The following is a 16,263-nucleotide window of genomic DNA, read 5'->3' on the forward strand; positions in this document are numbered from 1 at the left end:
CCTGCCCCTCGCCGCGTTCAGTTACCGTGATCTATCAGCCCCGGCGCTTGACGATGGCCGTCACCGCTTCATGCGCGTCGGCGATCGCCTGGGCGGCGGTCTTCGAGCCCTGCAGCGCCTGCTGCACTTCGGTGCCGATCGCGACCGTCACCTGGTTGTAGTCGGCGGTGACGAAGCTGTCATAGGGATGCTTGGCCTGCTCGAGCACCACGGCCGCATTGGGCGCCTTGGCCTGGACTTCCGGATCGCCGAGCACCGACAGGCGGATCGGCAGCCAGCCGGTGTCGAGCACCTGGCGCTTCTGCACCTCGGCATCGAGATAGAATTCGATGAGCTTCTGCGCCTTGTCCTGGTTCTTGCTCGATTTGACGATGGTCCAGGCATCGGTGCCGTCGATCGAGGCGCTGCCCTTGGGCCCGGCCGGGAGAACGGCGCTCGTCATCTTGCCGACGATCTGCGACTGCTTAGGGTCATTGGCGGCGTTCCACATGAAGGGCCAGTTCATCATCATGCCGGCGCGGCCGGCGAGGAGAACATTGGTCGCGTCATTGATGCCGGCATAGGAGATCGAGCCCGGATCGGTCGACGGCATGAGATCGACCATCATCTGCAAGGCGGCGACACCTTCGTCGCTCTTGAAGGACGGCAGGCCGTCCTCGCCATAGAGCTTGCCGCCGGCCTGCTGCAGGAACACCATCCAGTAGCTGGCGGTGCCGCCAATGCCGGCGGGATCGCCATAGTTCAGCACGAAGCCGAAGCGGCCGTCGCGGGTCATCTCCTTGGCGCAGGCCTTCATCTCGTCCCAGGTCTTGGGGGCCTCCTTGAAGCCCGCCTGCTCCAGGAGCTCCTTGTTGTAGAACAGGGTCAGGAGCGAGAGCGTGAAGACCGTGCCGTAGCGCTTGCCGCCGACGGTCGTCGTGGCGAAGCTCGAGGCCGGCAGGTCGTCGACCAGCGCCTTGGGCAAAGTGTCGGCATAGGGTGAAAGGAAAGACTCGAATTCCGGCACCCAGCCGCAATTATAGGTGATGTCCCAGGGGGCGGCGCCGGAGGCGAAAGCGGTCGCCATACGGTCATGGAGTTGCGGCCAGGCGAGCGTCTCATAAGCGACTGTGGCGCCATTGTCGGCCTGCCATTTGGCAAAGGCCTCTTCGGAGAATTTCGCGGCCCCGGGCGGCGCCGGGTCGGGCGGCAGCGGCGAAAAGACATTGAGGCCTGCGGCTTGCGCGCGGGCAGTGCTCCCCAGGAAATCCGGCAGGGCCATCGCGGCGCCGGCGGCGGCGCCCGCTTTCAGTAATGTGCGGCGATTAAAGCTGTGGATCATCGTTCACTCCTCCCTCTTCTTTTTTTGCTCTTCTGAGCATGGCGGCAGAGATTGACGCCAGTTAGAATGACTGTCAATAATTATTCAGTCATTCTGACTTATTAATTATAAGCCACTGTTTAGGAATGGTTTTATGCTTCTGAGTGCCACCAATGCCGTGAAGGCCAAACTGATCAATCTGTGGGTCGTGTTCGACACGATCCGGATGAATGGCGGCATTTCGCGCTCCGGCATCGCGGATGAGACGGGGCTTTCCAAGCAGGCGAGCTCGGATCTGGTGGACGAACTGATCGCCATGCGATTCCTCCAGGAGACGAAGCCGTCGGGCCGCCGCGTCGGCAAGCCGCCCGTGCCGCTGAGTCTCAATCCCGACGGCGCCTTCTCGCTCGGCTTTCATGTCGATGTCGGCCAGATGTCGGCCATCGCCGTCAATCTGGCGGGCGACGTGCTCCATCGCGAGGATCACGCGCTCAACGATCTCGAACCCCACCATGCGGTGGTGCAGCTCGAGCTCGCGACCAAGCGGCTGCTCACTTCGGCCAGGATCCCGGATGACCGCTTCCTCGGCATCGGCCTCGCCACACCCGGCCCCTTCGCGGTGAAGGGTCTGAGCCCGCCCCGCCTGCCCGGCTGGGACGGCCTCGCTTTGCGCGATCTGTTGCGCAAGGCCACCGGCTATAATGTGTCGCTCGCCAATGACGGCCAGTGCGCGATCATCGCCGAATGGCGCTTCGGCGAGGCGGCGCGCCGCCTCACCAATTTCGTCTATCTCTATTTCGGCATCGGCGTCGGCAGCGGCGTCATGGTGCACAGCGCGGCCTTCGGCGGCGCCAGCGGCAATGCCGGCGAAGTGGGCCATGTCACCGTCGTACCCGGCGGGCATGAGTGCATCTGCGGTAAAAGGGGCTGTCTCGAAACCTATGTATCGGTCGACAGCGCCATGCGGCATCTCACGGCCGCGGGCATCGAGGTCGAGACCATGGCGGAGTTCGCCCAGCGCTTCGGCCCCGACGATCCCGATATCGCGGCGTGGATCGCAGAAGGTATCGAGCCCTTGCGCAATGGCCTCAACGCGATCGAAAATCTCTTCGATCCGCAATCGATCATGATCGGCGGCAACGCGCCCAACTGGCTCATCGACACCTTCATGGCCAAGGCAGAGCCCCTGCTGCCCTCCGTCGGGCGCATCGAGCGCACCGTGCCGCGCATCATGAAAAGCGAGCTCGGCGCCGACGCGGTGGCGCGCGGCGCCGCCGTGCTGCCGCTGCTGGCGACGCTCAACCCGCTCTATCGCGAGCTCAATCCCTATGTGTGAGGATTAGATCATGTCGGCGATCTTGGCCCGGAAGCGCTCCCAGACCGTGCCGTCCGCGATCTCCGCCGTCGCCCATTGCGAATGCGCCAGGCGATCGAGCCATGGCCTTCGGTCGAACAAGGTGGGTTGCTCGATCTTGCCCAGCTCATGATCGCTGACCGACCAGGCCATGCTGGCCGGGCACATGGAAAGCGCCGGCACGCCCATCAGAAGTGAATCGATGGCCGCCCCCGACGAATAAGTGATCGTCGCCCAGGCATTGCGCAGCGCTTCGCTCAAGATCCCGCCGGACCTGATCTCCCAGTTGGTCATGCCACGGGAACGCAGACTGCGCGCCAGATTGCTCAAGGCGGCGTGTCCCGAGAGCGGGTGCGGCCGAATGACGATCCGGCGATCCGACCATGCCGAAAGATCGATAACCGTGCTTTCCAGCCATTTGACGACATCAAGCCCGCGCAGGGAGGCATCGCCAGGCACTTGCCCGACCAGCAGGATATGGTCGCCCTCTTCGCGATAATCGCGGCATTCGAGCCCCAGCTCATGGCGCAGCCTGTCCCAGCGCCGGGCATCGGTCGGCTCGTTGCAGAAGATGCCATTGTCCCAGAAGCAGCCATTGAGCGCGACACGGAAGCGATCGAAGGTTTCGCTGGAGCCCGCACGCAGGAAGGGTAGACGCCGGTGCTTGATCAGAGGAACCTTGCGGCCGAAGAGCGGTGTTTCGACGATCAGAAGTGGTCCCCGGTGACGCGAAATGATCGCCTGTCGCGCCGCGCGCCGCTTGCCGACGCCCACACCCGGAGAGCCATAGATGATGGCGAGATCGCATCCCCGATAACCCGGCTCCTCGACCCAGGTCACCTTATGCTCAGTCTGCCGCAAGGCGACCGCGAAAGCCTGCAGCGCGTCAAGACGCGCGGTTTTCGCTGTCAGCGGAAATATGCCGATATCGATAGCGCGCATCGCTCGTCCCCGAATCCCAACCTCGCCGAAACAAGCAGCAAATGGCTGATCCTCGTTAGTGAGTTTTTCTGTGGCCGGATAATAAAAATCCTGCCGGCGCACGTTCTTACGAATTGCGGCGGCGAGTTTACAAACTTGTATATCCGGCGCCGCCCCGATGCCGCGGTGACCCAGCATCTTCCGGCCCCCATTGTCCAAGGGAGCCGCAAACGTGGCCGGATCACTGTCTTTGTATCAACCGCGCCATTCGAAATACGGCGCCTATCTCAGCCAACTCGAAGTGCAAGCCCTGACCGCGCTGCACGCCTTTCCGCTTCTCCATTGCCCAAGCTCCCCGGTTGCCGCCGGCACACCTTCCGCCCTCCTCCATGGGGTCTGTCGCGAGGAGATCATGGCGCGGCTCGCTGCCATGCCTTTCCTCAGGCGCAAGCTCGTCATGCTCGCCTGGCCGCCCGCCATGGTGCTGTGGGGATTGGGCCTGACTTTCGCCAATGGCGCCTATGTCGCGCGCCGCTACGGGCGCGGCATGATCGGGCAATTCGCCGATCAGATGCGGCTCGCTTTCACGCAAGGCATCCCGGTGAACTTCTTCTATACTTACGAGCTGCATGAGCGACGCAACTGGCCACGGGCCCGGGACTATGTGCTGCGCGGCCACATCAAGGGCGGCTGCCAGCTCTACAAGCGTCTCTATCGCGACGACCCGGCTCGCCGCGTCAGCGCCAAGCTTCTGAACGACAAGCTTGCTTTCCATCAATTCTGCTATGCCCACAGCCTGCCCACCGCGCGTCTTTTCGCCATCGTGTCGAAAGGCACCTTCGGTTGGACCGATCCGTCGCAAATAACGCTGCCGACCGTCGATCTGTTTCTCAAGCCGCGCAAGGAGAATGGCGGCAGCGGCGCTGAAAGATGGGCCTATATCGAAGGACGCTATCATCGACATGGTCATAGTACCTCCCTCGACGCGAAAGGGCTGACGGAGCGCCTCGTCGAACTGTCCCGGAACCAGGCCTATCTCGTTTATGAGTGCCTCGCCAATCATCCCGATGTCAGCGATCTCTCGGCTGGCGCATTATGCACCCTGCGGCTGCACACGATGCTGAACGAGGAAGGCGAGCCGGAGCACCTGTTCACGATGTTCCGCATGTCGCAATTCCGCGAGCGCATCGTCGATACGCAGGACGGCATTGCCTCGGCAGTCGATCCCCTAACCGGCATTCTGGGCCCGGCTTCGAACTCATCCCCGGTCGCGCGTTGGATGGATCATCACCCGGTCACCAACGCCCGGATCACCGGCCGCACCATTCCTTACTGGCGTGAGGCTCTCGCGCTGGCGCTCGCCACGCATGCCGAGCTAAAGGCGCTCTATCTGATCGGCTGGGACATCGCCATCACGGCGCGCGGCCCGGTCATTCTCGAAGCCAACAAGGCTCCCGATCTCGAGATCGAGCAGCGGCTCGATGGACCGTGGGGCAATGGTCGGTTCGGAGAGTTGATCGCCTTTCACCTGACACACCGCGTCAGGGATGCCAGCCATCGACAAAACTCTGCGTCCGCAGAAAGCCGAGCAACCGCTCTCTGAAATCCTGATTGACCGGCGCATGATGATCGGACGGACGGATATCGGGAAAATCCGGCCAGGGCGATGCCGCGAACCATTCCTTGAAGGCGCGGGCGTAACGAGGATTTCCGACCCAGCCGGCCTGCCAGGGCTTCGGCCGGTTGACGAAATGATAGACATTCGGCCGGACCTCACCTTCGAGGTCGAGAAGCAGGAAGTCGCCCATGAAATTGAAGCGCGGCGACAGCCGGGCAATGTCACCCTTGAGCAGCGCGTTGAGAGCGCTCTGCTCGAAACGCAGGCAGAGCGAAGGGTTATCCGAAATGAAGCGCAAGGTGCGCTCGCCGAGATCGGCGCGGGTCCAGGCGGCGCGGTCGATGACAGTGAGGCCGTTGTTGAAATAGAGCGTGTCCGGCGCCATGCCGAGCGCCCGACGATAGGCCCTGAATTCCTCGGCCAGATGGCCGCCCCAATCCATATAGGAGATCATGTCGGTCGCCGCCGCCATGACCTTGCCGCCGAGATCGAGCGTGACGAGCGGCGCCAGCCCCTCATGGACGATCATCATGTCGGAATCGACCGGGATGATGCGGTCATAATGGGCCGGCAAGACGCGATCGAGGAACAGCCGCCGCGTGATCGCATGCTCGCCATTGGCATTGGTCGGCAGGTCGCGCGTCACCTCGTGGAAGGACGTCACCAGAAGGTGCAGCCGGCCCTTCAACGGCTCGTCGAGCAGGTCGTAGCGCGGCCAGACATCGCCCTCCTCGCAAATAAGGAAGATGTCGGTTTCGGGCGGCAGACCGCAGGCGATGATCTGCGAGGCGACGCATAGCGCCGGCCCGAAGAAGCGCCGGTCAGGCGTGAGGCAGATCGCGGTCGGCACGGGCTGTTTCAGCCAATGCGCTAGTCGCGGGCGCGGCGGCGCTCACGGCGCGCCGCACCGGCCGCCGCGAGGTCGAAGCCCTTGGCGAGCTCGGACACGGCGCCCAGACGCTGCTCGACCGTCTCGATCGAAGGACGCGTGCCCTTGCTATAGGTTTCGAGCGACTTGCGCATCGCGGCGAGATGATCGGGGCTGGTACCGCAGCAGCCGCCGATAATGCGGGCACCGGCATCGAGCGCGATGCGGGCATAGTCCGCCATCAGCTCGGGCGTGCCGGTGTAATGGATGTGACCGTCGACATATTGCGGGATGCCGCAATTGCCTTTGGCGACGACATGGGCGTCGGGCCTGGCGGCGGTGATGCCAAGGACGGTCGCCACCAGCTCGGATGCGCCGACGCCGCAATTGGCGCCGATCGCCACGGGCTGCGTGCCGAGGCTCGATGCGAGCGCGCCGAAGGCCTGCGGCGTGATGCCCATCATGGTCCGGCCATTGGTGTCGAAGCTCATCGTGGTGACGATCGGAAGCCCGGCCTGCGCGGCGCCTTCGACGGCGGCGCGCAGCTCCTCTTCCGACGACATGGTCTCGATCCACAGAACGTCGACGCCGCCTTCCTGCAAGGCCTTGGCCTGCTCGGCGAATGCCGCGACGCCTTCGGCATGTGACATCGAGCCGATCGGCTCGAAGATCTCGCCGGTCGGGCCGATCGAGCCCGCGACATAAACGGGGCGGTTGACCGCATCGGCCTCGGCACGGGCATTCCTGGCGGCGGCGATATTGACCTCGCGCACTTGATCTTGCGCATTATGAAGCTTCAGGCGGTGGCGGTTGCCGCCGAAGGTGTTGGTGAGAATGATGTCGGCGCCCGCTTCGATGAAGCGGCGATGGAGCGAGCGGACACGCTCGGGAAACTCGAAATTCCAGATTTCCGGAGCATCGCCCGAGACCAGGCCCATCTGGAAATAATTGGTGCCGGTGGCGCCGTCGGCCAGCAGCCAGGGTCTCGTATTCAAAGCTTCAACGAAAGTCGGACGCGTCATCGAATGGGTTCCCAAAGAAATACATGATCATATAAACATATCTTTATATGACTTACAACAGCCCGTGCGGTCAGCGCCAGATACCATAGGATTCGGGGCCTGCCAGCAGGGCAACACGGTCATTAAGCCGATAACGGTCGGGATTCTGGCTCGCAGGCGGCATTTTCCGGTCGCGAATGGCGTTGAGCCCAGCAATCAGGTCTCCGAGGTCAGGGCGCCCGAGCCGCGGCGCGATGTGGGTGCCGTCCGGCAATGGCTTGCCATGGGCGCCGAGAATCAGGACGTCATCGCTAAGCTCCGTGGCAAGCGCCTCGGCGGCGGTCAGATAATCCGGCAGGGAAGCGCCCGGGATCTGGCCATAGAGATTGCCGAGATAGAGGAAATCAGCGGCGAGCAGGACCGAGCGCTTTCGGTCGAGAACCGAGACGGATTCCGGTGAATGGCCGGGCGTCGCCAGTATCTCGAGCGAGATGCCGCCCAGGTCGATGCGATGACCGATCGGCCACCACTGGCGAATGGGCATCGGTGTCCAGTTCAGGCCATCGATCGAACCCAGAAACATCTCGTCGGGCGCATGAAACAATCCGCCCTGCTCGCACGCCCGCAGGATCGGCAGATCGACAAGCGCCGTGTCGGCGAAGCGATGGAAATTGCCGGTATGGTCGAAATGGAGATGCGACAGGAGCGCCGTCACCGGCTTGTCGGTGAGGCTTTGGACGACCGGTGTAATGTCACGCACGCCCGGCCCGGTATCGAAGAGCAGCGCCCGCTCCTCACCGACGACGAGATAGTTCCAGTTGATCTGGTAGTAGTTGGGTTCGCCGATGCCATAGAGGCCAGGCGCGATCTCGTCGATCGCATACCAGTCGTCGAACCAGCGGATAGTCGGATCAGTCATTGCTTCTCTCTTCAAACCAAGAGCTTTGATTGCGCGGCAACAGTCCTTCGGGATCAATCGCCTTGAGTGAAGGCGCGTCAGGCTCATTCCATCGCCAAAGTGCCACGCAGCCACCACCCGGAGACATCACAGAGGGATAGATCACACCGTCAAAGCCTTGCGCAAGAAGCTTGGCGCGCAAATCATATGTCTGAGGGACGCGGCCCGCCTCAAGCTCCGCGCGCCACGGACATTTATGAATTTCCGGCGTCACGCCCAAGCCTTGTAGCGTCGTCGCAACGGTAAGATCGGCTAATGATGCTCCGGAGAGCTCGATCTGCAGAATCAAGGCCGGGTGCTGCACAAAGCCCTGATTGTACTCGGCCCATGCGGTGGAGAGCTCACGGGCGGCGTAGATCGTCGGTGCTCCAACGGGATTCCAGCGTCCTCCAAACCGCTTGGCTCCCTCGCCCGACAGAGGCGCAAATGCCCAGCGCGGCACATAGGCTCGCCAAAGATGATATAAGGAGCCGGCGTCGACCTCACGCATAGACGCCGGAGCGGACCGCCTCCAGATAGCCGAGAACCTTGTCGGCCTTGCCTTCGCCAACGAGATCATAGGCCGTCTTGCCGGCCCAGCCGGGTATTGGCTGGTGCTTGAACCAGATCACCGCACGGCTCTCATCACCTGTCATCTCGATAGCCATGGCGAGAATTCGAACGATCGGGCTCAATGCCTGATCGACCTTACGGGCGCTGGTCTTGGCAGTAAGGGTATTTCTGGCGATCCCGGCCAGCTTTGCCAGCTCGGACTGATTGATTCCCAGCACCTCCGAGACCCGGGGCGCGGACAAATAGGGGGATTGCTCCTCGCTGAAATGACCAGCGGCGAATTCCAGGCCTGAATTATTCACAGCCGCCCTCCGTCACAAATTGATACCATGGCGCTTAAAATAAGATCAATTTACGCTCAAATCAAGCCCGTTCAGCGCCGTAAAAGAGCGAGACGACATGCTGCGCTTCGGCGAAGAACAGCCAACGCTCGACGGCGGCCGCGGCGCCCGCGAGCAGGAAGGCGATGATCGACAGCGGGATAGCGAGGCCCGGCGCCGCCATGGTCAGCACCGTCACCAGGATCGCGAGCAGCAGCAGGATCATGACGAGGCGGCGGAGCTTCTCGGCATGCTTGCGGGCGACTGCATAACCCATCTCGTTCATGATGAAATTCTTCGCCGTGTGCGGCACTTCCCATTGCCGCACCGTCTCCCCTGCCCGCGCCAGCCCGGTCGCCGCCTCGATGGTGCGGTTGCGCGGTTCAGCGTCGATCTGGCGCCAATAGAGAAATTTGAGCACCAGGGTCAGGATCAGAGCGACGACGGCGAGGCCCGCCTGGAAGATCTGATAGAGACCGAAGACCGAGGCGATCGCCATCAAGAGCACCGCACCGGTCGCGAGCGCGAAAGCGAGATAGACCGGCACGGTCAGCTTGTGATGCCATTGCCGGATGGTGGTGAGCGTCGAATAGATCTTGGCGGTGCAGAAAACGGTCACCGCGCACATCGCCGCCGTCGCCAGCCCCGCAAGGCCGATCCATTGCGGCTTGGCGATGAAGCCCAGCCACAGCGCGCCGAAAAGCAGCGCGGGGGCGAAAGTGATCACCGAAGCGATGCCCTCGCGCGACAGCCAGGAGGAGCGCCATTGCGAGAAAGCACGCCAGGCGCGTTCCGGGCGCCCGAGATGGAAGGTCGATGAGAGAAGCCCGAGCGTGATGAGACCGAGAGCGATGATGATCGCGACGGCGCCGAACCACAGGCTCGAGGACGGCCCGTGATTGAAGCCGACGATGCCCAGCAACGCCAGAAGGCCGTAGCCTGCGCCAGAAGCCGTAGTGAACAGAATAACCGAATAAGCGGGATGCATCGTCTAAGGAACTCGCTGAGGCTGAAGGCCGCCGTGATAGTGCTGGACATAGCATTCCTGCGTGCCGGGATCGAAGAAGACATCGGTCATCAGGCTGCCGGCCCGTCCGTCCAGGCCGCCAGAGTCGCGCAACCAGGGTAGCATCTGGCTCGGCAGCACATCTTCCAAAAGAGCCTTCTTGATCTGGGCCTTAAGATTCCGGGGAACCGCATAGACCCGCAAATACCAGTCTCCTGGAAAACCGCGCTGGCTCGCTATCGACGGGCTGCGTGGGCTGTAGTCCACCCGCAGAACCAAGCGCTTGCCCGGTGAATTCACGTGCGGCGGCTGCGCACTGTGAAACTCCAGCAGGAAGAGATCGTACTGGGGAATACCACGAAATGCCTCAGACAGTGCTTCCGCACCCAGAACGAAGGACGTTAATTTCGAGATCGGCGACTTGCCTGCTGTGGGGATAAGCGCCATCTCGTCCACTCAACGGCTCAGTAAACGGTCAGCCCAGCGGAAGAAATCGTCAACCCGTGATTTGCCGTCGCTCTTCACTTCGGATTCGCCGGAAGCGGCTTTCAGCTTTTCATTGCTGCGCTTGCGCGGCGGGAGATATTTGTTGACCGGCTTGTAGCCCATCTCGGGCAGGAGATCATAGCCGCCACGCTCGGCGACGAGGCGCGAGACCTTGCTTTCGGCATCGCCCAGATCGCCGAAATGGCGAGCACCCGTCGGGCAGGCCTTCACGCAAGCGGGAACGCGGTCCTCTTCGGCAAAATTCTTGTTGTAGATGCGGTCGACGCAGAGCGTGCATTTCTTCATCACGCCATCGTCATAGTCATATTCCCGCGCGCCATAGGGACAGGCCCAGGAACAGAGCTTGCAGCCGATGCAGGTCTCGGGGTTGACCAGCACGATGCCGTCCTCGGCGCGCTTGTAGGAAGCGCCGGTCGGGCACACGGTCACGCAGGCCGGCTCTTCGCAATGGAGGCACGAGCGCGGGAAATGCACGATGCGCGACTGCTCGTCCTCGGCGCCCTTCACCTCATAACCATGGATGCGGTTGAGCCAGGTGCCCTCCGGTGAAGCACCATAGGCGTTGCGGTCATTGAGCGGCGCCGAATAGCCCTGTGTGTTCCATTCCTTGCAGGAGGTGGCGCAAGCCTGGCAGCCGACGCAGGTGTCGAGATCGATGACGAGGCCGAGCTTCTTCTGGCCGGGCACTTGCGCCGGAAGCGAGGTCATACGCGCCTCCTGCGTCCGGCGATGCCCTTGAAACCGGTCAGCACGGGAAATTGCGGCGCGCTCATTTGGGGTTCGTCCTCAGCCTTCTCGATGCGTACGCGCAGATCATACCAGGCCGCCTGGCCGGTGACCGGATCGGAATTGGAATAACGATAGCCGCCATCGCGCTCCGGCAGCAACTCGGCGATGAGATGATTGAGCAGGAAGCCCTTCTTTGCCTCCGGCGCATCGGGCGCCAGCGCCCAGGCGCCGGAGCGTTTGCCGATGGCGTTCCAGGTCCACACGGTGTGCGGATTGACGCCGTCCATCAGCTTCACCTGCACCTTGATGCGGCTCGTCGCTGACGTGACATGCACCCAGTCGCCATCCTCGAGGCCCATCGCCTCGCCGCGCGAGCGCGCCAGATAAAGCCAGTTGCGGCCCAATATCTGACGTAGCCAGGCATTCTGCGAACCCCAGGAATGATACATCGCCATCGGTCGCTGGGTGATGGCATGGAAGGGATATTCCGTCTTGTCGCGCAGGCTCTCCTCGATCGGCTCGTACCAGCCGGGCAAGGGATCGAAATAAGTGAGGATCCGCTCGCGATGCACCGGCGGCGGCACGATGGCGCCATGGCCTTGCGCCGCGAGGCGGAATTTCTGCAACGGTTCGAGATAGAGCTGGAAGACGATCGGCTCCGGCTTGCCGATGAAGCCGAAGGATGTCGCCCATTCGAGATAATCGCGATTGGCGTGGCGATAGTACTTCACATGGTCCGGCAATTCGTAGAACCAGTGGCAGCCATTCTCGATATAGCGCTCGAGCTGTTTCGGATTGGGTTCACCGCGGCCGTGGAAGACGCCTTCCTTGCCGCGCCAGCCGGCGAGCGGACCGACGCCGGGGCTGCGCTCGTGATTGACGATATAATCTTCATAGCCGCCGGGATAACGGGGCGTCCCGTCTTCATTGGTCATGCCGGTAAGCCCCAGACGGGCGCCTAGATCGAGCAGCACCGTCTGGAACGGCCTGACATCGCGATCCGGCTCGGTGACCGGCTGGCGGATGGCATCCGCCGGACCGTCGGCCTCCGAAATCGGCCGGTCGAGCAGCGAGATGCAGTCCCAACGCTCGAGATAGGTCGTGTCGGGCAGGATCAGATCGGCGTAATGCACCATCTCGGACGCATAGGCGTCGGAATAGATGATATGCGGGATGACATAGTCGCCGGTCTTCTCATCCTTCGCCGTCAGATGTCCTGTCGTCTCGGTGACATTCATCGCCGAGTTCCAGCTCATATTCGCCATATAGAGGAACAGCACATCGATGCCGTAGGGATCGCGCTTGGCCGCATTGGCGATCACCGTATGCATCATGCCATGGGCGGCCAAGGGCGCTTCCCAGGAATAGGCCTTGTCGATGCGCTGCGGTGTGCCTTCCGCATCGATCAGCAGATCCTCGGGTGCTGCGACGAAGCCGAGCGGCGGTCCGGGCAGAGCAGTATTGGGTTTGACCTGCCCCGGCTTGCCGGCGGGCTTGATGCCGGGCGGCGCCGGCTTTGGAAATGGCGGGCGATAGCGGAAGCCCCCCGGCACGTCGATTGTGCCGAGGATGATCTGTAGGAGATGCAGCGTGCGGCAGGTCTGGAAGCCGTTCGAATGTGCCGAGATTCCGCGCATCGCATACATCGACACCGGCCGGCCGATCATCTTGTCATGGATGCGCCCGGCCCAATCGCGCCAGCCGATATTGAGGCAGAGCTCCTCCTCGAAAGCGGTCCGCGCGAGCTCGGTGGCGATGCGGCGGATCGTGTCGGCCGGGATGCCGCAGGCTTCGGCGACCTTGGCCGGCGAATAATCATCCGCGAGGAAACGTTCGGCCACCAGCATGAAGGACGGCACGGCGCGCCGGCCGTCGACCAATGTGACTTCTCCGACAAGCTTCGGCGAGGTATCGGCGCGATGGGCGGACAGCGGCCGGCCGATCACCGCGTCATAGATCAGAGGCTCGCCATTGGCGTTGCGCGCGAAGGTGCCGTCATCGGCGCCGCCCGGATTGCGGATGACCAGCCAGGCGGCATTGGTGTAGCGCGCCAGATAGTCGAGATCGATCTTCTGATTGCGCAGCAGCTCATGAATGAGGGCGCCGGCAAATAATCCATCCGTACCCGGACGAATACCGATCCATTCATCGGCGATGGCCGAGTAGCCGGTGCGCACCGGATTGATCGAGACGATCTTGACGCCGCGCTCTTTGAGCTTGCCGAGGCCGATCTTGATCGGGTTTGAGGCATGGTCCTCGGCGACGCCGAAGAGCAGGAAATATTTGGTGTGCTTCCAGTCGGGCTCGCCGAACTCCCAGAAGGAGCCGCCGAAAGTGTAGAGGCCGGCCGCCGCCATGTTGACCGAGCAGAAGCCGCCATGGGCGGCATAGTTGGGCGTGCCGAATTGCGTCGCCCACCACCCCGTGAGGCCTTGCGACTGGTCGCGGCCGGTGAAGAAGGCAAGGCGCTTGGGATCCTCGGCGCGCACTTTCTTCAGCCACGTGGTGGCCAGAGTGAGCGCCTCCTCCCATTCGATCTCACGGAATTCGCCCCCGCCCCGCTCGCCGACCCGGAGCATGGGTTTCGACAGCCTCGCCGGCGAATAATGCTGCATGATGCCGGAGGCGCCCTTGCCGCAGATCACCCCCTTGTTCACCGGATGGTCGCGGTTGCCCTCGATATATTTGACCGTGCCGTCTTTCAGATAGACCTTGATGCCGCAGCGGCAGGCGCACATATAGCACGTGGTCGTCTTGATCTCGTCCCAGGTCTTGGGCGAGGTATCGATCTTCGGTTGGGTCATTCGAGGCATGGCACCACTTTTCACCAACCTACATGACAGGCACTGGCTGGACCATAGGATCAGACCCCTGTGACAATTGGAGCCAGCCGGTCTTAACTGCCATATATCATTGATATTGTTGTTGGGATTTTTGGTTCTATGATGGGTCCAGAGGTGCCCTTTGCGCGACTGGCTTGTCCATATCCGCCGCCACAACCATTCGAGCCTGCAGACGCAGATTCGCGAGGCGCTGGTCGCGGCGATTCTCGATGGCCAGATCGCCCGCGAGGAGCCCATCCCCTCAACCCGCAAGATGGCCAAAAGCCTCGGCGTGTCGCGCAACACTGTCGTCCTGGCCTATCAGGGGCTGCTCGATGACGGCTACCTGGTCGCCCGTGAGAGATCTGGCTATTTCGTCGCCGACAAGGCGATCGAAACGGCCATCCGGCCCACGGCCAAGGCGCAACCGGGCCCGGCCGCGGAAGCCGGCACCGACCCGCAATGGAAGGCCCGCCTGCTCAAGCATCCGGCCGCCCAAGCCAATATCTTCAAGCCGCTCGACTGGCAGAGCTACGCTTACCCCTTCATCTACGGGCAAGTGGATCACAATCTTTTCCCGCTCGCCGAGTGGCGCGACTGCGCGCGCCAGGCGCTCGGCAAGAAATGGCTCGGCACTTGGACCAACGATACCTGGGCGTTCGATGATCCCCTCCTCGTCGAGCAGATCCGGCGCCGCATCCTGCCGCGCCGCGGCATCATGGCGAGCGACGACGAGATCCTGATCACGCTCGGCGCCCAGAACGCGCTTTATCTCATCGTGAGCCTGCTCATCGACGGGAAAAGCCGCGTCGCCATGGAGGAGCCGGGCTTTCCCGACATGCGCAACATCTTCCGGCTCAAGACCGGCAATGTGGCGCTGGTGCCGGTCGACGAAGCAGGCCTGGTGCTCAACGAAGATGTGGCCAGCTCCGATCTCGTCTTCGTGACGCCCAGCCATCAGTTCCCGACCACGGCCACCATGCCGCTGACGCGCCGGCTCGATCTCCTGAAGCTCGCCTCCAAGCATAATTTTGTGATCATCGAGGACGACTACGAATTCGAGACGAATTACGTGAACGAGCCCTGCCCGGCGCTCAAGTCGCTCGATGACGAAGGCCGGGTGATCTATGTCGGCTCGCTGTCGAAGACCCTGTTTCCCGGCCTGCGTTTAGGATTCCTCGTCGGCCCCAAGGCGTTTGTCGAGGAAGCCCGCGCGTTGCGCCGGCTGATGGTGCGCCACGCGCCCAACAACAACCAGCGCACCGCCGCCCTCTTCCTGTCACTCGGCCATCACGACACGCTGATCCGCCGCCTGCACAAGGCCTATCGCTCGCGATGGGAGATCATGGGGGCCGCCCTTCAGGCGTATCTGCCCGACTCGGCGCGCATCCCCTCCTTCGGTGGCACCAGCTTCTGGGTTGCCGGCCCGCGCAGTCTGGACAGCGAGCTCCTTTCCAAGCAGGCGGCGACGCGCGGCATCGTCATCGAGCCGGGCCGCATTCATTTCGGCGCCGAAAACGCGCCCGACAATTTCTTCCGCCTCGCCTTCTCCTCCATCGAGGAGAAGAAAATCGAGCCCGGCATCAAGCTTCTCGCCGAGACCATCGCCGACGCGACGCGCCAGGCCGCCGAGTGATCACAGGACCAGCAAAATCGTTCCGGTGACGAGGAGCGCTGCGATCCACAGGGCGTCGATATTGAACCAGGCCTGACGCAGGACGCCGAGGCCAAGCCAGGCATAAACAAGCGTCGCCATCAGACCGGTCATGGTCAGCATTGCCAGCGTATGCACCGAGACGCCGGCCAGGGCGGCCATGAATGGTCGAAGCGAAGTGCCGCCGACACCACCTTCCGGAAAACACAGCGGACCCAGCGCCGGCCACAACATGAGGCCGGCGCCATGCGCGCTCGCCATCAGGAACGACCACAGAGCGAGACCGGCAAAACCTGCCTGCATGCCGACGCGCACGCGATGGCGGTGACCGTAGCGCCAATGGTAGAGCGCCCAGCCGATGAGCAGCACACCGCAGACGATACGCACCAGCCGGGGATCGATCAGCATGCCGGCGCCCGCCATCAGGAACGCCACGACCGCAATCGCCAGCGCGTGACCGACCGCGATCGGAATGAGCGAGAGAAGCACGGTGGCAAAGCTCTTGCGGTGCAGTCCCAGCGCCACCGCGAACAGCCATCCCATGGCCGGATTCAATCCATGAAACGCACCAAGGCCGGCAAGCGTCAGCCACGGCCACGCTTCAGCCATGTGCTTCTACCGAGATACCTGAGCGCGCGTAGTTCTCCCTCCAC

The 16,263-nt window shown here is 62.7% G+C and carries 15 protein-coding genes; 3 read left to right on the forward strand and 12 right to left on the reverse strand.

What is annotated here, in order from left to right; genetic code table 11:
• Positions 1-34: 34 nt before the first annotated feature.
• Positions 35-1,321, reverse strand: coding sequence for an ABC transporter substrate-binding protein (locus JHL16_RS23390; protein WP_200187328.1), 1,287 nt, complete (start codon positions 1,319-1,321; stop codon positions 35-37).
• A gap of 133 nt (positions 1,322-1,454) precedes the next feature.
• Here JHL16_RS23390 and JHL16_RS23395 point away from each other — a divergent pair, with 133 nt between their 5' ends.
• Positions 1,455-2,636 carry an ROK family transcriptional regulator gene (locus tag JHL16_RS23395; RefSeq protein ID WP_200187329.1) on the forward strand — a complete coding sequence of 394 codons (1,182 nt, stop codon included), beginning with the start codon at positions 1,455-1,457 and terminating at the stop codon, positions 2,634-2,636.
• Between the two features lie 3 nt (positions 2,637-2,639).
• On the opposite strand, the gene JHL16_RS23400 is transcribed toward JHL16_RS23395, so the two are convergent.
• The gene (locus JHL16_RS23400; protein WP_200187330.1) at positions 2,640-3,596 is read right to left on the reverse strand and encodes a glycosyltransferase family protein; all 957 of its coding nucleotides are present in this window, start codon (positions 3,594-3,596) and stop codon (positions 2,640-2,642) included.
• 391 nt (positions 3,597-3,987) lie between these two features.
• Between JHL16_RS23400 and JHL16_RS23405 the strand changes: the two genes are divergently transcribed.
• Positions 3,988-5,178, forward strand: a complete 1,191-nt coding sequence (locus tag JHL16_RS23405) for a sugar-transfer associated ATP-grasp domain-containing protein (RefSeq protein WP_200187331.1) — start codon at positions 3,988-3,990, stop codon at positions 5,176-5,178.
• Here the strand turns inward: JHL16_RS23405 and JHL16_RS23410 are convergent.
• The 9 genes from JHL16_RS23410 to JHL16_RS23450 form a co-directional block, all read right to left on the reverse strand.
• Positions 5,117-6,043 carry a glycosyltransferase gene (locus tag JHL16_RS23410; RefSeq protein ID WP_200187332.1) on the reverse strand — a complete coding sequence of 309 codons (927 nt, stop codon included), beginning with the start codon at positions 6,041-6,043 and terminating at the stop codon, positions 5,117-5,119. The two genes, JHL16_RS23405 and JHL16_RS23410, sit on opposite strands and share 62 nt — an antisense overlap.
• Positions 6,044-6,063: 20 nt before the next feature.
• Positions 6,064-7,083, reverse strand: a complete 1,020-nt coding sequence (gene bmt / locus JHL16_RS23415; protein WP_200187333.1) for a betaine--homocysteine S-methyltransferase — start codon at positions 7,081-7,083, stop codon at positions 6,064-6,066.
• 70 nt (positions 7,084-7,153) lie between these two features.
• A complete protein-coding gene (locus JHL16_RS23420; protein WP_200187334.1) occupies positions 7,154-7,981 on the reverse strand; it encodes an MBL fold metallo-hydrolase in 828 nt (275 codons plus the stop codon).
• Positions 7,974-8,510 (reverse strand): RES family NAD+ phosphorylase, encoded by a 537-nt coding sequence (locus JHL16_RS23425; protein ID WP_200187335.1) that lies wholly within the window; start codon positions 8,508-8,510, stop codon positions 7,974-7,976. The genes JHL16_RS23420 and JHL16_RS23425 overlap by 8 nt, the downstream gene beginning before the upstream one ends.
• On the reverse strand, positions 8,503-8,874 hold the full coding sequence (locus JHL16_RS23430; protein WP_200187336.1) for an antitoxin Xre/MbcA/ParS toxin-binding domain-containing protein: 372 nt from the start codon (positions 8,872-8,874) through the stop codon (positions 8,503-8,505). Before JHL16_RS23430 ends, JHL16_RS23425 begins: the two co-directional genes overlap by 8 nt.
• A gap of 61 nt (positions 8,875-8,935) precedes the next feature.
• The gene (locus JHL16_RS23435; protein WP_200187337.1) at positions 8,936-9,880 is read right to left on the reverse strand and encodes a dimethyl sulfoxide reductase anchor subunit family protein; all 945 of its coding nucleotides are present in this window, start codon (positions 9,878-9,880) and stop codon (positions 8,936-8,938) included.
• 3 nt (positions 9,881-9,883) lie between these two features.
• Entirely contained in the window at positions 9,884-10,354 is a 471-nt protein-coding gene (locus tag JHL16_RS23440) for a hypothetical protein (protein ID WP_200187338.1), read from the reverse strand.
• A complete protein-coding gene (locus tag JHL16_RS23445; RefSeq protein ID WP_200187339.1) occupies positions 10,355-11,113 on the reverse strand; it encodes a 4Fe-4S dicluster domain-containing protein in 759 nt (252 codons plus the stop codon). It lies immediately after the preceding gene.
• Positions 11,110-13,938, reverse strand: coding sequence for a molybdopterin oxidoreductase family protein (locus JHL16_RS23450; RefSeq protein WP_246771139.1), 2,829 nt, complete (start codon positions 13,936-13,938; stop codon positions 11,110-11,112). Before JHL16_RS23450 ends, JHL16_RS23445 begins: the two co-directional genes overlap by 4 nt.
• A 160-nt stretch (positions 13,939-14,098) precedes the next feature.
• Here JHL16_RS23450 and pdxR point away from each other — a divergent pair, with 160 nt between their 5' ends.
• Complete coding sequence (pdxR, locus tag JHL16_RS23455; RefSeq protein ID WP_200187341.1) at positions 14,099-15,592, forward strand: MocR-like pyridoxine biosynthesis transcription factor PdxR; 1,494 nt, start codon at positions 14,099-14,101, stop codon at positions 15,590-15,592.
• Here pdxR and JHL16_RS23460 read toward each other — a convergent pair whose 3' ends face one another.
• Positions 15,593-16,219 (reverse strand): hypothetical protein, encoded by a 627-nt coding sequence (locus JHL16_RS23460; protein WP_200187342.1) that lies wholly within the window; start codon positions 16,217-16,219, stop codon positions 15,593-15,595. It lies immediately after the preceding gene.
• Between the last annotated feature and the right edge of the window lie 44 nt (positions 16,220-16,263).

Source organism: Taklimakanibacter albus, from assembly GCF_016595235.1.
In the GTDB taxonomy this organism is placed as follows: domain Bacteria; phylum Pseudomonadota; class Alphaproteobacteria; order Rhizobiales; family Aestuariivirgaceae; genus Taklimakanibacter; species Taklimakanibacter albus.